The sequence below is a fragment of the Streptomyces venezuelae genome (genome assembly GCF_008642335.1).
In the GTDB taxonomy this organism is placed as follows: domain Bacteria; phylum Actinomycetota; class Actinomycetes; order Streptomycetales; family Streptomycetaceae; genus Streptomyces; species Streptomyces venezuelae_F.
In genome coordinates, this window is record NZ_CP029191.1 from 7,588,662 (window position 1) to 7,606,061 (window position 17,400).

Below are 17,400 nucleotides of genomic sequence, written 5' to 3' on the forward strand. Positions count from 1 at the left end.
CAGGCGCTGTGAGGAGACAGAGCGATGACGACCCGACCCCGATCCCTCGTCGAGGACGTGTGGCCCCTCTCGCCGCTGCAGGAGGGGATGCTCTTCCACGCCTCCTACGACGACCAGGGCCCGGACGTCTACACCGTGCAGTCGACCCTCGACGTCGAAGGGCCCGTGGACACGGCTCGGCTGCGCACATCGTGGGAGGCGCTGCTGGCCCGGCACGCGGCGCTCCGCGCCTGCTTCCGCCCGGTGACCGGGGCCCGCATGGTCCAGGTCATTCCGCGCGAGGTCACGCTCCCCTGGACCGAGGCGGACGTCAGCGCGCTCGTGGAGCCCGAGGCGCTCGCCGAGATCGACCGGCTCGCCGCACGGGAACGCGCGCAACGGTTCGACCTCGCCGTGCCGCCGCTGCTGCGGCTCCTGCTCGTCCGCCTCGGCGAACGGCGCCACCGGCTCGTCGTGACGTTCCATCACATTCTCATGGACGGCTGGTCGATGCCGGTCCTCCTGAACGAGCTGTCCCAGGTGTACGCGGCGGGTGGCGACGCCTCCGTGCTGCGGCGCGTGGCGCCCTACGGCGAGTACGTGGCGTGGCTCGGCCGCCAGGACAAGGACGCCGCGCGCGACGCCTGGCGGGCCGAACTGGCGGGCGCCGACGGATCGACGCTCGTCGCACCGCAGGACCCGGGCCGCGCCCCGGTGCTGCCCGACCAGACACACACCCGGCTGTCGGTCGAACTCACCAGCGCGGTCGGCGAGTTGGCGCGCACTCACGGGCTTACGGTCAACACCGTCGTACAGGGGGCGTGGGCGCTCGTGCTCGCCCGCCTCGCCGGACGCACGGACGTCGTCTTCGGCGCGACCGTCGCGGGCCGCCCCGCCGAACTCCCCGGCGTGGAGTCGATGATCGGCCTGTTCATCAACACGCTCCCCGTGCGCGTACGCCTCGACGGCGCGCAGCCCGTCGGCGAGCTGCTCGCGCGGTTGCAGGAGACCCAGTCCGGCCTGATCGACCACCAGCACGTCGGACTCGCCGAGGTGCAGAAGCTCGCGGGGCCCGCCGCGGTCTTCGACACCCTCGTCCTGTACGAGAACTATCCGCTGCCGCCCGCCGGCCCCGAGCCGGGCCCCGACGCCGTGACGATCAGGCCCGCCCAGGCGTCCCGCGACGCCTCGCACTATCCGCTCACCCTCGTCGCCGTGCCCGGCGGCGACCGCATGCGCTTCAAGCTGGACCACCGGCCCGACCTGTTCGACCGCGCCGCCGCGGAGTCCGTCGTCCAGCGGTTCGTACGCGTCCTCGAACAGATCACCGCCGACCCGTCGGCCCGCGTCGGCGACATCGACGTACTCGAACAGGCGGAGCGGTCCGCGGTGACCGAGCACTGGAACGCGACCGGGCGCCCGCTGGCCGCCGGATCGGTCGTCGACGCGTTCGAGGCGCGGGCCCGCAGTGCCCCCGACACGTACGCCGTGCGCTGCGGCGAGGACACCCTGACGTACGGCGAACTGGAGGAGCGCGCGAACCGGCTCGCCCGCCACCTGGCCGGACTCGGCGTCGGCAGGGAACGCCGCGTGGGCCTCTGCCTGCCGCGCGGCACCGACATGATCGTGGCGGAGCTCGCGGTGTGGAAGGCGGGCGGCGCCTTCGTGCCGCTGGACCCCGACCACCCGGCCGACCGGCTGCACTACATGATCACCGACAGCGGTGCCGACATCGTCCTGGCCACCGGGGCCACCCTCGCCGACGTGCCCGAGGGCACCGCCCGCACGGTCGTCCTGGACGGCGCACGGACCGCACGGGTGATCGCGGCGGAGTCCGGCGAGCCGCTGGGGCTGCCCGTCGGCGCCGAGCAACTCGCGTACGTCATCTACACATCGGGCTCCACGGGCCGCCCCAAGGGCGTCGCCCTCGCCCACCGGGGCGTCGTGAACCTGGCCGAGGCGATGCGGCCCGCGCTCGACCTGCGCGACGGCGTCGTCATGCTGCAGTACGCCTCCTTCAGCTTCGACGGAGCGGTCCTGGACGTCGCCGTCACCCTGGCGGCGGGCGGCACCCTGGCCATCGCGTCGGCCGAGGAGCGCACGGAACCCGACGCGCTCGCCGGCATGATCCGCGCGACCGGCGTCGAAGCCGCCAGCGTCGTGCCGTCCGTGCTGCGCACCCTGGACCCGGAGACCGTCGCGGGCGTACGCAACTGGGTCCTCGGCGGCGAATGGCTGACCGCCGACCTCGCGAGCCGCTGGGCGGGACGGGCCAGGCTGTGGAACACCTACGGCCCCACCGAGGCCACCGTGATGGCGACCGTCGGACGCGTCGACGAAGGCATCAAGCCCGTGGACGCCCCGCCCCCCATCGGACGGCCGCTCGGCAACATGCGGACCTACGTCCTCGACGGCTTCCTGCGCCCGGTGCCGCCGGGCGTCAGCGGCGAACTGTACGTCGCGGGTCCGGGCGTCGCGCGCGGCTACGTGGGACGGCCCGATCTGACGGCGGAGCGGTTCGTGGCGTGCCCGTTCGGCGCGGGCGGACGCATGTACCGCACCGGTGACCTGGCGCGCTGGACCCCCGAGGGACAGCTGTCGTTCGCGGGCCGCGCCGACGAGCAGGTGAAACTGCGCGGCTTCCGCATCGAACCCGGCGAGGTCGAGGCCGTCCTCGCAGCGCACGCCTCCGTGCGCGAGGCGGCGGTGATCGCCCGCGAGGACCTGCCGGGCGACAAGCGCCTCGTCGCGTACGTGGTGCCGGCCGCCGAGGATTCGGGACCGGGCTCAGGGACCCCGCGCGCTCTCGACACCGAAGCCCTGCGCGCCTTCGCCGCCACCCGCCTTCCCGCCCACATGGTCCAGGCGACGACCGTCGTCCTCGACGCGCTGCCCCTCACCGTCAACGGAAAGCTCGACCGTTCCGCGCTGCCCGCCCCCGAGCTGGCCGTGCGCGGCGGCCGTGACCCGCGTACACCCGTCGAGACCGTCCTGTGCGACCTGTTCGCCGACGTGCTCGGCATCGAGCGGGCCGGCGCCGACGACTCGTTCTTCGCGCTCGGCGGCGACTCCATCTCGTCGATGATGCTGGTGTCCGGCGCCCGCCGCGCGGGCCTCACCGTCACCGCCCGCCAGGTCTTCGAGCACCGCACCCCGGCCGCCCTCGCCCTGGTCGCCGTCCCCACCCGGGCCACGCCCACCGGCGGCGGCGACCCCGGCACCGGGGAGATCCCGCTCACGCCGGTCATGCACGAACTGCTCGACCGCGTCGGCGCCGAGGCGGCGGGCCGGGTCGTCCAGACCGCCGTCGTCGAGGTACCGGACGGTCTGAGCGCCGAGACCCTGGCCGACGCGGTGCGCGCGGTCGTCGACCACCACGACGTGCTGCGCGCCCGGCTCGAGACGGAACCGGAGCGGCGCCTCGTCGTGTCCGGACCCGGCACCGTACCCGCCGGGTCGTTCGTACGCCGCTACGACGCCACCGGCACGGCCCCCGACGAGCTGCCCCGCGTCATCGCCGAGGAGACCCGCGCCGCGGTGGCCCGGCTCGACCCGCGGGCCGGCGTCATGCTCCAGGCGGTCTGGCTCGACCTGGGCCCCGAAGGACCCGGACGGCTCGTCCTGGTCGTCGACCACCTCGTGATGGACGCCGTCTCCTGGCGGATCCTGCTGCCCGACCTGGAGCACGCGTGCGCCGCGACCGCCGCGGGCCGCACCCCGGAACTCGAACCCGTGCCCACGTCGTTCCGGCACTGGGCCCGCGCCCTCGCCGACCAGGCGACGAGCACGGAGCGGGCAGCGGAACTCGACGCGTGGACGCGGCTGCTCCAGGGCCCCGACCCGCAGCTCACCGCCCTGCCCCCGGACCCCGCGCTCGACCTCGCCGACACCGTGCGGCGCGTGTCCGTCACCGTCCCCGTCCCCGTCACGTCCGCGCTCCTGACCGACGTACCGGAAGCGTTCCACGCGGGCGTCGACGACGTGCTCCTGACCGGACTCGCCGCGGCCGTCACGGAGTGGGCCGACGGCGGCGTGCCCGAGGGCGGCTTCCTCGTGGACGTCGAAGGACACGGGCGGGTCGCCCTCTCCGACACCATGGACCTCTCGCGCACGGTCGGCTGGTTCACCGGCACCCATGCCGTGCGCCTCGACGTGGGCAAGCCCGACTTCGAGGACCTCCGGGAAGGCGGGCCCGACGCGGGCATCGCCGTCAAGCGCGTGAAGGAACAGGTGCGCGCGGTGCCCGGCGACGGCCTCGGCCACGGCCTGCTGCGCCACCTCAACCCCGAGACCGCCGCGGACCTCGCCGCCCTGCCCGCCGCCCGGATCGGCTTCACCTACCTCGGCCGCATCCCGGCAGTTCCGGCCGACGGCAGCACCGACGCACCGCCGAGCGACGACCAGGGCCCCGCGGACGGCCGGTTCCCCGTGGCGCACCCGCTGGAGCTCGCGGGCGTCGTCCACGACGGCCCCGAAGGCCCCCGCCTCACCCTCAGCCTCGACGCGCCGCACCGCCTGCTCGACGAGACGGCGGCCCGCACCCTCGTCGAGGCCTGGGCCGCCATGCTGACCGGCCTCGCCGCACACGTCGACGAGCCCACCGCGGGCGGCCACACGCCCTCCGACTTCCCGCTCGTCGCCCTCGACCAGCCGCAGATCGACAAGCTGGAGACGGCCGCACCGGACCTGGTCGACATCTGGCCGCTCTCACCGCTGCAGGAAGGCCTCCTCTTCCACGCCCTGTTCGACCAGCAGAGCACCGACGTCTACGTCGAGCAGATGATCGTGGGCCTCGAAGGGCCCCTCGACCCGGCACGCCTGCGCGCGGCCTGGCAAGCGCTCCTCGACCGCCACGCCAGCCTGCGGGTGGGCTTCCGCCAGGTGGCGGGCTCCGGGCAGTCCGTGCAGGTCGTCGCGGACCGGGCGACACTGCCGTGGCGCGAGGCGGACCTCACGGAACTCGACGAGGACGCGGCGTGGGAGGAGTCCGAACGGCTCGGCAAGGAGGACCGAGCCAAGGGCTTCGACCTGGCGAAGCCACCGTTGGTGAAGGTGCTCCTGGCCAGGACGGGCGAGGACCGCCACCGCATGATGGTGACGCTTCATCACATCGTGCTCGACGGCTGGTCGTTGCCCGTCCTGCGCCGCGAACTGTGGGCCTGCTACGAAGCGGGCGGCACCGCGGCAGGACTTCCCCCGGTCACCCCCTACCGCGACTACCTGACCTGGCTGGCGCGGCAGGACAAGGAGGCCGCACAGGAGGCCTGGCGCGCGGAACTGGCCGGAGCCGACGAGCCGACGCAGGTCGTGCCGATGGCGCCCGGCGCGGTCGCCGCACCGGACCCGGACGCCGCGTCCGGCGAGGTCTTCGCCGTCGCGGGTCCGGCGCTCGACCGCAGGCTCGGCGAACTGGCCCGCGCCCAGGGCGTGACGCTCAACACCGTCGTCCAGACCGCGTGGGCCCTGGTCGTCGGGCAGCTCGCGGGCCGCCAGGACGTCGTCTTCGGCGCCTCCGTGGCCGGCCGCCCCGCCGATCTGCCCGGCATGGAGAACATGCTCGGCCTGTTCATCAACACCGTCCCGGTACGGGTGCGGTTCGCCCCGGCGCGGACCGTCGCCGACGTACTCGCGGACGTCCAGGGCCGCCAGTCCGCCCTGATGGACCACCAGTACCTGAGCCTGGGCGACATCCAGCGCGTGGCGGGCCGCGGGGCGACCTTCGACACGCTCATGGCGTTCGAGAGCTTCCCCACCGGGGCCGACCCCTCCGCACCGGAAGACGGCGGCACCCGCGAGCCCGGCCCCGCCGGGGTGGAACTCACCGAAGCGGGCATGCGCGAGTCGATCAACTATCCGCTCGGCCTTGTCGTGGACCCGCTCAACGGGCTGCGGATGCGCCTGACGTACCGCCCGGACGCCTTCGACGAAACGGCGGCCCGCGCACTTCTCGACCGGCTCCTGCGGGCGCTGCGGCAGATGGCCGCGGATCCCGGGACGCCCGTCGGCAGGCTGCGGCTCTCCGACGACGCCGACCGGGCACGCGTCCTGGAGGAGTGGAACGACACCGCCGTGTCCCACCCGGACACCCTCGTCCCTGATCTGTTCGCGGCACACGCGCGGAACACGCCCGATGCGGTGGCGGTGCGGTGTGGTGAGGAGGTCGTGTCGTACGGGGAGGTGGAGGCGCGGGCGGACGGGCTGGCCCGGCGGTTGGTGGGTCTTGGGGTCGGTCCGGAGTCGCGTGTGGGGCTGTGTCTGCCGCGTGGTGTGGACATGGTGGTGGGGGAGTTGGCGGTGTGGAAGGCGGGCGGTGCGTTCGTTCCGCTGGATCCCGAGTATCCGTCCGACCGGTTGTCGTTCATGGTGGCCGACAGCGGTGCGCGGGTCGTCGTGAGCGCGGGGGAGAGTCTGGCGGACGTGAGGGTCGGCGACGCGCGGGTCGTGCTCCTGGACGAGGAGGACATCGACTGCTCCGAGGTTCCTCTTGGCGTCGGCTTGTCCCCGGATCAACTCGCGTACGTCATCTATACGTCGGGTTCGACGGGGCGTCCCAAGGGTGTGGCGGTCGCACACGGTGGTGTGGCGAATCTGGCGGCGGCGATGCGTCCGGTGCTGGGTGTGGACGTGGGTGTCACAGCGCTGCAGTTCGCGTCGTTCAGCTTTGACGCGGCCGTATTGGACGTGGCGGTCACGCTGTCCGGCGGCGGCACGCTCGCGATCGCCTCCGCCGACGAGCGGGCCGAGCCCTCCGCGCTCGCGGACATGATCGAGTCGGCGGGGGTGACCACGGCCAGCGTCGTGCCCTCGCTGCTCACCATGCTCGACCCCGGCTCCGTGCCAGGAGTCGGCAACTGGGTCCTCGGCGCGGAACTCATGACCGCCGCCCTGGCGAGCCGGTGGACGACACAGGCACGCGTGTGGAACACCTACGGCCCCACCGAAGCCACCGTCATGGCCACCGCGGGCCCTGTCGACGAGAACATCAGGTCACAGGACAGGCCCCCGGCGATCGGGCGCCCCCTGGACAACGTACGGACGTACGTCCTGGATGGCTTCCTGCACCCGGTTCCGGTCGGGGCGACGGGCGAGTTGTACGTGGCCGGGCCCGGCGTGGCCCGGGGGTATGTAGGGCGGCCGGATCTGACGGCTGAGCGGTTTGTGGCCTGCCCGTTCGGCGGGGGCGGACGTATGTACCGGACCGGTGACCTGGCGCGCTGGACCGCCGACGGACAGCTGTCGTTCGTGGGGCGCGCGGACGAGCAGGTGAAGGTGCGCGGGTTCCGGGTGGAGCCCGGCGAGGTCGAGGCGGCGCTAGCGGCGCATCCCGAGGTGCGGCAGGCGGCCGTGATCGCCCGCGAGGACCGTCCCGGCGACAAGCGCCTCGTCGGCTACGTCGTGCCCGAGACCGAGGGCCTGGAGATCCAGACCGTGCACGACCACCTGGCGCGGCTGCTGCCCGACTACATGCGACCTGCCTCCATCGTGATGTTGGAGACGCTGCCGCTGACGGGCAACGGCAAGATCGACCGTGCGGCCCTGCCCCGACCCGACTTCGCCGGACGGATCTCGGGCCGTGAGCCGGAGACCGAGCTCGAAGCGACCCTGTGCGCCCTGTTCGCCGAGGTCCTCGGCCTGGAACGGGTGGGCGTCGACAACAACTTCTTCGACCTGGGCGGCGACTCGGGCCTGGCCATGCGCCTCGCCGCGCGGATCCGCGAGGAGCTCGGCAGCGAGCTGAGCATGCGGCGGTTCTTCGGCGAGTCCACGCCGCTCGGCGTGGCCAGGATGCTCACGTCCAAGGAGCTCCCGGAGCTGAAGCCCGTCGACCACCCGGAGGACATACCCGTCACCGCCGGGCAGCTGCGGACGTGGCGGCTCGCCGCGGCCAACCCCGGCTCGGCGGCCCAGCGGGTGTCCATCGCCCTCGGCCTGGGCGGCAGGCTCGACAGGGACGCGCTGGAGGCGGCACTCGGCGACGTCGCGGCACGGCACGACATCCTGCGCACGGTCTTCGTCGGCCCCGGCACGGAGGTCGACGGCGGCAGTGCCCCCGTCGGCGCCGACGACGTGCGCCAGCGCGTCCTGGAGCCCGACGCCGAGGCCGCCCGGCCCGCCCTCCCCGTGACCGAGGCGACCGAGGAGGAGCTGCCGCGGCTCCTCGCCGACCACGCGGGGCACGAGTTCGACCTCGCCCGTGAGACACCGTGGACGGCACGCCTGTTCGCGGTCACGGAGACCGAACACGTGCTGCTCCTCGTCGTGCACCGCATCGCCACGGACGACGCGTCGCTGATCGTCCTGGTCCGCGACCTGGCGGCCGCGTACGGGGCCCGCAGGGAAGGGCGCGCACCCGAACGGGCGCCGCTGCCCCTCCAGTTCGCGGACTACGCCCTGTGGGAGCAGGAGATGCTGCGGGACGAGGAGGACCGCGACAGCCTCATCGGCGAGCAGTTCGCCCACTGGAAGAAGGCCCTCGCGGACGTCGGCCCCGAGCAGGAACTGCCGACGGACAGGCCCAGGCCCGCCCTGCCCTCGCACCGCGCCGACGAGGTGCCGCTGGAGCTCGACAGCGCCACCCACATCCGCCTCACGGAGATCGCCGAGGCCGACAGCGCCACCTTCTTCATGGTGGTGCAGGCCGCGCTCGCGCTGCTCCTTTCGGGGCTCGGCGCGGGCACCGACCTCGCCCTGGGCACGGTGCTGCCGCGCCGGGACGAGGAGGGGGACCTGGACGGCGTCGTCGGCCCGTTCGCCGACCCGCTGGTCCTGCGCACCGACGCGTCCGGCGACCCGACGTACCGCGAACTGCTCGGCCGCGCACGGGACGCGTACCAGCGCGCGGTCCAGAACCCGGACGTCCCCTTCGGGCGGCTCGTCGACACGCTCGCGCTGCCCGCCGGACCCCAGCACCCCCTGTTCCAGGTGGTCCTGGAGATCCTCAGCGACTCCGCCGAGATGTGGGAGTCACCGGAGCTGCCGGGCCTGCGCACCACGCGCCTGCCGGTGGGTACCCCGGCCGCCCACCCCGACCTGGTCGTCGCCCTCACCGAGCGGCACGGCTCCGACAGCGGCCCGGACGGCGCCGACGGCGCGCTGCGGTACGCCACCGAACTGTTCGACCGCTCCACGGCGTCCGCGCTCGCCCGGCGGCTGACCCGCGTACTGCAACAGGTCGCGGACGATCCCGGACTCCGGCTCAGCCAGGTGGAACTCCTCCTGGACGAGACCGAGCGCCGCCAGGCCCTGGAGACCCGCGGAGCCACCGCGGCGCCGATCCCGGACGGCACGGTCGTCGAACTGCTCGCCGAACAGGCGGCGCTGGCGCCCGACACCCTCGCCGTCATGGACCACGACGGGCCGCTCACCCACGGCGCGCTCGACGCCGCCTCCGGACGCCTGGCCCGGCGCCTCGCCGAGCAGGGCATCGGCACGGAGGACATCGTGGTCCTCGCCCTGCCGCCCACATCGGGCCTCGTCGTCGGGGTCCTCGGGGTGCTCAGGGCCGGCGCCGCCTGCCTGATCGCCGACCCGAACCGGCCCATGGAGGACGTGGCGTCGTGCCTGCGGCAGGTCACACCCGCCGCCCTCGTCTGCACGTTCGCCATGGCCCCGCTCCTCGGCGACGGCGTGACCGTGCCCTTCCTGCTCCTCGACGACCCGAGGCTCCCGGCCATCGACGACACGGCACCGCAGTCCGGCCCACCGCTGCCGACACCCCTGCCCCGGCAGGCGGCACTCGTCCTCAGCACCCGGGCACCGGACGGCGCGGACGGCACCGTCGCGGGCGCCGTCGTCGAACACCGGACGCTCGTCGACCACGCCGTGCACCACCAGCACGCGGCGCCCACCCACCACGGAGTGACGTTCCTCGACGTACGGGCTCCTGTGTCCGCGCTCCTGACACCGTTGCTCTCCGCCCTGTGCGCGGGCGGCGGCGTCCGGCTCGGCGTACCGGGCGAGGACGCGGCACCGTCCGCCGGGCCGACAGGCGCACAGCGTCTGGTCACCTCCCGGGACCTGCTGGCCACCGCCGACGCGCGGACCGCCGACGCGGTGCCCTTCGCCGAGGTGACCGTCGTCGACAGCGAAGGCGACGCGGCCGTCGACGACACCCGTGCCTGGCTGGCCGCGCACCCGCGCACCACCCTCGTCAGCGCCCACAGCGCGGCGGAGACCGGCGGCCCCTGGCTCGACCACCGGACAGGACCGGGCGAACCCCTGCCCGACCGCGCCCCCACCGGCACCCCGGTGCCCAACACGCGCGCCTACGTCCTCGACGACTACCTGCGCCCCGTACCGCCCGGCGGCACCGGCGACCTGTACGTCGCGGGCTCGTCCCTCGCCCGCGGCTACGCGGAAGCCCCCGGCCTCACCGGTGAACGCTTCGTCGCCTGCCCCTTCGCGGCGGCCGGAGGCGAACGCATGCTGCGCACCGGCGAACGAGCCAGGCGGAGCGCCGACGGGCTGCTCACCCTGCACGGCCGGGGGCACGGCGGGACCCGTACGGCAGGGCGCCGGGCGGGCGGCGACCACGGCGACCTGGAGATGCTGCTTCCGCTGCGGCCCAAGGGCGACCTCCCGCCGCTGTTCTGCATGCACACCGGTACGGGACTGAGCTGGGCGTACGCGGCGCTGCTCCGGCACCTGCCGCAGGACCGGCCCGTCTACGGGGTGCAGGCCCGCGGGCTCGCCGAACCGGAGCCGCTGCCGCAGAGCCTGGAGGAGATGGCGGCCGACTACGCGGAGCAGATCAGGACCGTCCAGCCCGCGGGGCCCTACCACCTGCTCGGCTGGTCCCTCGGGGGCCTGATCGCCCAGGCCGTCGCCGCGCACCTGGAGGAACAGGGCGAACAGGTCGAGCTCCTCGCGGTGATCGACGGATACCCCGAGGAGTTCGGCGGGGCCCAGTACAGCGACGTCCAGGCCGAGGGCGGTCAGGACGGCACCACCACACCGCGCGCGAGCAACCTGGGGCTGCCGCCGGACGAGAACATCGGCCAGGACATGGACGAGGGACTCAGGGCCAACATGCGCGAGGTCATAGACAACGTGGGACGGCTCACCCCGCGCCACACGCCGCGCCGCTTCGGAGGCGACCTGCTGCTCTTCGTCGCGACGGAGGACCGGCCCGCGGACATGACCGCGGCGGCCGCGGGCGAAACCTGGCGGCCCTATATCGCCGGGGACATCGAGTCCCACGACATCGCCGCGAGCCACTACACGATGCTGCAGCCCGCACCTTCGGCACGGATCGGAGGCGTCATCGCGGACAAGCTCCGGTGACGGAAACGGAATTCCCGGCACGAGAGAACGCAAGAGAAAAGAACGTCAGAGCCGAAGAAGGTAATGGCCAGCGAGTGAAAGGGCGAAAGGGCCCCGAATGTCGAAGGCAGTGAGCACGTCCGCGCACACCCGCAGAAACGGCATCGAACCCGTACCGGAACTCGTCGAAATCGGCGCGCACACCCCGATCGTCGAACTGGACACCGGCGGGCGCACCCCGAGCCGCCACTGGCTCGCGACCGGCTACGACGAAGTGCGGGCCATCCTCGGCGACGACAGGTTCAGCATGCTGCCGCTCGACGACGGCAGGAACGGCGGGAAGCGCCAGATCGAGGTCGGCAACCTGCGCCAGTACGACCCGCCCGAGCACACGCGGCTGCGCCGCATGCTCACCCCCGAGTTCACGATGCGGCGGATCCGCAGGCTGGAACCGTTCATCGAGGAGATCGTCGAGCACTGCCTCGACGCGCTGGAAGGCGCGGGCAGGCCCGCCGACCTCATCCGCCACTTCGCCTGGCCCATCCCGGGGCTCGTCGGCTGCGCGCTCCTCGGGGTGCCCCGGGACGACGCGGCGGAGATCGCCCGCAACCTCAACATCAGCAGGACCGGCACCGGCTTCGGCCGGCACACCAGCCGCGAGGAGCGCGAACGCCAACGGGCCGCCGTCAACGCGTACATGACGTACATGAACAGGCTCATCCGGCAGAAGCGCCGCGACCCCGGCGACGATCTGCTCGGCATGCTCATCCGACGGCACGGCGACGACCTCACCGACGACGAGCTGACCGGCATGGCCGCCGCCATCATGGGCTCCGGTCTCGAGGACATCGGCGGCATGCTCGGCCTCGGGCCGCTGGCCCTCCTCGAACACCCGGACCAGCTCGCCCTGTTCCAGGACCGGCCCGACCTGCTCGACTCCGCGGTCGAGGAACTCATCCGCTACGTCTCGTCGGTGCAGAACGCCACACCCCGCACCGCCCTGCAGGACGTGACCGTCGGCGGGCAGCTGATCAGGGCGGGGGAGTCCGTCATCTGCTCGCTGCTGGGGGTGAGCCGCGACCCCGCGGCCGGCGCCTCGTCGAACGGCGCACCGCAGGACACGCTCGACATCACCCGCGACAACTCCGGGCACCTGGCGTTCGGGCACGGCGTCCACCACTGCATCGGCGCGGTCCTCGCCCGCGTCGAACTCCGCATCGCGATATCGGCACTCTTTCGCCGTTTCCCCGAGCTGTCACTCGGGGGGCCGGCCGAAGAAATCCGCTTCCGCACCTGGACGCCCAATTACGGGGTCGACGAACTCCTCGTGCGGTGGTGAGCGCGGCTTACCGGGCACCCCATCCTGGACAACCTTGACGGGTGTGCGGAGCCGAATTCAGACTCGTGAGACAGTGCGAAAGGATTCCGAGAAATGCCCAAACCACTGGACGAAACCGGGCAGTCTCCGCTCGTCGAGACCACCCCTCCCGGGACACTGGACCGCGCCTGGCTCGCCACCGGATACGACGAGGTGCGGGCGATCCTCGGCGACACGGACCGCTTCACCACACTGCCGCCCGCCGACAACATCGAGGACTCCCGGCGCCTGGTGCAACCCGGCAACCTGCTGCACTACGACCCGCCCGAGCACACCCGGCTGCGGAAGATGCTCACCGGCGAGTTCACGCTCCGCCGGGTGCGCACCCTGGAACCCCTCGTCGAGGGCATCGTGACCGAGCGTCTCGACGCCATGGAGGGCGCCGCCCAGCCCATCGACCTCGTACCGCACTTCGTCTGGCCCACCACCAGCCTCATCGGCTGCGCGTTGCTCGGCATACCCCGCGACGACCAGGCCGAACTCGCCCGCCACCTCGACACCAACCGCATCGACAACCCCGACAGGGACCAGCGGGACGCGGCGGGCAACTCGTACCTCGTCTACCTCAGCAAGTTCACCGCACAGAAACGCCGCAACCCCGGCGAGGACCTGCTCGGCCGCCTCATCCAGCGCCACGGCGACGACCTCACCCCCGCCGAACTGACCGGAACCGCCGCGACCCTCCTCGCCTCCTTCATCCAGAACGTCGGCGGCACCCTTGGGCTCGGCATCCTCGCCCTACTCGAACACCCGGACCAGCTCGCCCTGCTCAAGGAGCGCCCGGACCTCATCGACCACGCGGTGGAGGAGCTGATCCGGAGCGTCTCGATCATCTCGCACGCCTCGCCCCGCACCGCCCGGGAGGACGTCACCCTCGCGGGCAAGACGGTCAAGGCGGGGGAGCCCGTGGCCTGTTCGCTGCTCGGCGCCAACAACACCAACTCGCCGGGGGAGCCCACGGAGCCCATCGACATCACGCGGGACAACAGCCGGCACATGGCGTTCGGCCACGGCATCCACTACTGCCTCGGCGCGCCGCTGACCAGGATGGAACTCCGTATCGCGATCGCGGAACTGATCGGCAGGTTCCCCGGGGTGCGGCTCGCCGTGCCGCGCGACGAACTCCGCTTCACGTCGAAGGCCGTGGAGACGCTGCCGGTGGCCTGGTAAGGGGCGACATGCCGCACGAGAGCACACCGGTGCCGCTGCACACCCGCCGCACGCACTTCGACCCCGCCGACGACCTGCGGCGCCTCGCCGCCGACGGGCCCGTCACCCGCGTCAGCCTGGCACCCGGCGCGGGCGGCGAACCCCTGTGGCTGGTCACGGGACACGAGGAGGTGCGCAGAGTCCTCGGGGACCACACCCGGTTCTCCACCCGCCGCCGCTTCGGCTCGCGCGAACCGGCCGGCGGCGACGGCGAGCGGCCCGACGAAGGCGTCGGGCTCCTCATGGACTACGACCCGCCCGAACACACCCGGCTGCGCAAAATGCTCACGCCCGAGTTCACGGTACGGCGGATGCGCAGGCTCCAGCCGCGCATCGAAAACATCGTCGCCGAGCGCCTCGACGCCATGGAGCGCGCCGGACACCCCGCAGACCTGGCGGAACTCTTCGCCTCCGCGATCCCGGGGCCGGTGCTGTGCGAACTCATCGGTGTGCCGCGCGACGACCGCGACGACTTCCTGCGCCGCTGCCACGCCCACCTCGCCACCGGCCGCGGCCGCCAGGAGCGCACGGCCGCCGGATCCGCCTTCACCCGCTACCTCGCAGCCCTGGTGGCACGGCAGCGCAAGAACCCCGACGACGGCTTCCTCGGCATGCTCGTCCGCGACCACGGAGGCGACTTCACCGACAAGGAACTGCGGGGCATCTGCATCCTCCTGATGCTCGCCGGCCTCGACAACATCTCCGGCATGCTGGGTCTCGGCGCCCTCGCCCTCCTGGAGAACCCGGACCAGCTCGCCCTCGTGCGCGACGATCCCGCCGCGCTGGACCGCGCCGTCGAGGAACTGCTCCGCTACCTGTCGGTGCCGCACGCCCCCACCCCCCGCACCGCCGTCGAGGACATCACCCTCGGCGGCCGGCTGATCAGAGCGGGCGACACCGTCGTCTGCTCGATCCCGCTGGCCAACCGCGACCCGCACCTGACCGCTGAGCCCGACCGGCTCGACCTGACCAGGGAACCCGTGCCGCACGTCGCGTTCGGGCACGGCATCCACCACTGCATCGGCGCGGCCCTGGCCCGGATGGAACTCCGCATCGCGTACACGGCGCTGCTGCGGCGCTTTCCCGGACTGCGGCTCGCGGTCCCCGCACAGGACGTGGCGTTCCGCGTCCGCTCGACCGCCTACGGGGTGGAGCGGCTGCCGGTCACCTGGTGAGAACAGAGAGGCAGGAGAGGAGGGGAGCAGAGAGGTGGAGGTACACGTCGACCGCGGCCGGTGCGCGGGCTCCGGCCTGTGCATGAGCTACGTACCCGCCGTGTTCGACCAGTCGGAGGACGACGGGAAGGTGCTGCTCAAGGCGGCACGGCCCGAACCGGGAACGGCCGCGGCGGTGCGCGGCGCCGCCGCGAGATGCCCGGCCGGCGCGATCACGCTGAGCGGCGGGGACGCGCACGGCCGCTAGGACTTCATCACGATCGGTGCTCACACATCGCTCAAACATCACAGTGGGGTGGGGAAATGACGCATGCTCCCGTACGCGACGTCGTCATCGTCGGCGGCGGCACGGCCGGCTGGATGACCGCCGCGTATCTGACGGCGGCCTTCGGCGACCGGATCAACATCACGCTCGTGGAGTCGGCGGACGTCGGCACCATCGGCGTCGGCGAGGCCACGTTCAGCGACATCAGGCACTTCTTCGAGTTCCTCGGCCTGGCCGAGCGGGACTGGATGCCCGCCTGCAACGCCACGTACAAACTCGCGGTCCGCTTCGAGAACTGGCGCGAGCCGGGGCACCACTTCTACCACCCCTTCGAGCAGCTCAGGTCGGTCAAGGGGTTCCCGCTCACCGACTGGTGGCTGCGGTACCCCACGAGCGACCGGTTCGACGTGGACTGCTTCGTGATGGCATCCCTCATCGACGGCAACCGCAGCCCCCGCTACCTCGACAACCGGCTCCTGGAACAGGACTTCGTCGAGGGCGAGGCGTCGCCGAACACCATCGCCGAGTACCAGGGCGCCCAATTCCCGTACGCCTACCACTTCGAGGCGCACCTCCTCGCCAAGTACCTGACGCAGTACGCCACTCAGCGCGGGGTGCGGCACGTCGTCGACAACGTCGTGGACGTCGGACTCGACGAGCGCGGCTGGCTCTCACACGTGCGGACCGCCGAGCACGGGCGCCTGGACGGGGACCTCTTCGTCGACTGCACCGGCTTCCGCGGCCTGCTCATCAACAAGGCGCTGGAGGAGCCCTTCGTCTCCTACCAGGACACCCTGCCCAACGACAGCGCGGTCGCCCTCCAGGTCCCCATGGACATGGACAAGGACCCGCTCCACCCCTGCACCACGGCGACCGCCCAGGACGCCGGATGGATCTGGACCATCCCGCTGATCAGCCGCATCGGCACCGGCTACGTCTACGCACGCGACTACATGGACCCCGATGAGGCCGAGCGCACCCTGCGCGAGTTCGTCGGCCCCGCCGCGGCCGACGTGCCCGCCAACCACATCCGCATGCGGATCGGGCGCAGCCGCCGCTCCTGGGTCAACAACTGCGTGGCCATCGGCCTGTCCAGCGGCTTCGTCGAACCGCTGGAGTCGACCGGGATCTTCTTCATCCACTACGCGATCGAGCAGCTCGTCAAGTACTACCCGGCGGCCGACTGGGACCTCCCCCTGCGCGAGCAGTACAACAGCGCGCTGGAGAACGTGATGGACGGCGTACGGGAGTTCCTCGTCCTGCACTACCGCGGCGCGAAGCGCGCGGACAACCAGTACTGGCGGGACACCAAGACGCGGGCCGTGCCCGACGCGCTCGCCGAGCGCCTGGAGCTGTGGGAGAGCAAGGTCCCCGACGCCGGCACGGTCCACCCGCGCTACCACGGCCTGCCGCCCTACTCGTACAACTGCATCCTGCTCGGCACCGGCGGGATCCCCGTCCGGCCCTCGCCCGCCCTCGACCTGATCGACGAGAAGGCGGCGCTCGCGGAGTTCCAGGCCATCAAGGACAAGGCGCGGTCGCTGGTCCGGACGCTGCCGACGCAGAACGCCTACTTCAAACGCATGCGCGACGGGGTGTGAACGGGGCACATGGACATCGAGTTCCGCGACATGATGGCGTCGTTCCCGACCGGTGTGTCGGTCGTGACGGCCCGGGACGGCGGCGCGGGCCCCCGGGGGATGACGTGCTCCTCGCTGTGCAGCCTCAGCGTGAACCCGCCGACGCTGTTGATGTGTCTGCGCAGCGGCAGCCCGACGCTGAGAGCCGTGACCGACAGCGGCGCGTTCGCGGTCAACCTGCTGCACGGCGAGGCGGGCTGGGTCGCCGCGCTCTTCGCGTCCGGGGCACCCGACCGCTTCGAGCGCGTCGCCTGGCGGCCCTTCGGCCGCGGGCGCAGCCCCGCGCTGGTCGAGGCCGCGCACGCCGTCGCCGAGTGCACCGTCGAACGCACCCACCCCTCGGGCGACCACGTGATCGTCGTCGGAGCGGTGCGCTCGGTCGAACGCCTGCGCCACGAGAGCGCCCTGCTCTACGGCTTCCGGCGCTACAGCGAACTCGCCCCGTCCCCGGCTGAACCGGCCGTGGGGGCCCTCTCCGAACGGGGCGGGTGA

At 72.6% G+C, this 17,400-nt stretch carries 7 protein-coding genes; all 7 read left to right on the forward strand.

What is annotated here, in order from left to right:
• The first annotated feature begins 24 nt into the window (after window positions 1–24).
• The 7 genes from DEJ49_RS33800 (at window position 25) to DEJ49_RS33830 (ending at window position 17,400) form a co-directional block, all read left to right on the forward strand.
• Window positions 25–11,262, forward strand: a complete 11,238-nt coding sequence (locus DEJ49_RS33800) for an amino acid adenylation domain-containing protein (protein ID WP_150187637.1) — start codon at window positions 25–27, stop codon at window positions 11,260–11,262.
• 97 nt (window positions 11,263–11,359) lie between these two features.
• Complete coding sequence (locus tag DEJ49_RS33805; protein ID WP_150187638.1) at window positions 11,360–12,580, forward strand: cytochrome P450; 1,221 nt, start codon at window positions 11,360–11,362, stop codon at window positions 12,578–12,580.
• 93 nt (window positions 12,581–12,673) lie between these two features.
• Window positions 12,674–13,789 carry a cytochrome P450 gene (locus DEJ49_RS33810; RefSeq protein ID WP_150187639.1) on the forward strand — a complete coding sequence of 372 codons (1,116 nt, stop codon included), beginning with the start codon at window positions 12,674–12,676 and terminating at the stop codon, window positions 13,787–13,789.
• A gap of 8 nt (window positions 13,790–13,797) precedes the next feature.
• Window positions 13,798–15,003 carry a cytochrome P450 gene (locus tag DEJ49_RS33815; protein ID WP_150187640.1) on the forward strand — a complete coding sequence of 402 codons (1,206 nt, stop codon included), beginning with the start codon at window positions 13,798–13,800 and terminating at the stop codon, window positions 15,001–15,003.
• Between the two features lie 34 nt (window positions 15,004–15,037).
• The gene (locus DEJ49_RS33820) at window positions 15,038–15,250 is read left to right on the forward strand and encodes a ferredoxin (RefSeq protein WP_150187641.1); all 213 of its coding nucleotides are present in this window, start codon (window positions 15,038–15,040) and stop codon (window positions 15,248–15,250) included.
• Between the two features lie 56 nt (window positions 15,251–15,306).
• A complete protein-coding gene (locus DEJ49_RS33825) occupies window positions 15,307–16,869 on the forward strand; it encodes a tryptophan halogenase family protein (protein WP_150187642.1) in 1,563 nt (520 codons plus the stop codon).
• Window positions 16,870–16,878: 9 nt separating this feature from the next.
• Window positions 16,879–17,400 carry a flavin reductase family protein gene (locus DEJ49_RS33830; RefSeq protein WP_150187643.1) on the forward strand — a complete coding sequence of 174 codons (522 nt, stop codon included), beginning with the start codon at window positions 16,879–16,881 and terminating at the stop codon, window positions 17,398–17,400.

Excerpts from the sequence above, each read along its gene's own strand:
- DEJ49_RS33815 (WP_150187640.1), top strand. The coding sequence starts at position 13,798 with ATGCCGCACGAGAGCACACCGGTGCCGCTGCACACCCGCCGCACGCAC.
- DEJ49_RS33800 (WP_150187637.1), top strand. The coding sequence starts at position 25 with ATGACGACCCGACCCCGATCCCTCGTCGAGGACGTGTGGCCCCTCTCG.
- DEJ49_RS33805 (WP_150187638.1), top strand. The coding sequence starts at position 11,360 with ATGTCGAAGGCAGTGAGCACGTCCGCGCACACCCGCAGAAACGGCATC.
- DEJ49_RS33825 (WP_150187642.1), top strand. The coding sequence starts at position 15,307 with ATGACGCATGCTCCCGTACGCGACGTCGTCATCGTCGGCGGCGGCACG.
- DEJ49_RS33830 (WP_150187643.1), top strand. The coding sequence starts at position 16,879 with ATGGACATCGAGTTCCGCGACATGATGGCGTCGTTCCCGACCGGTGTG.
- DEJ49_RS33810 (WP_150187639.1), top strand. The coding sequence starts at position 12,674 with ATGCCCAAACCACTGGACGAAACCGGGCAGTCTCCGCTCGTCGAGACC.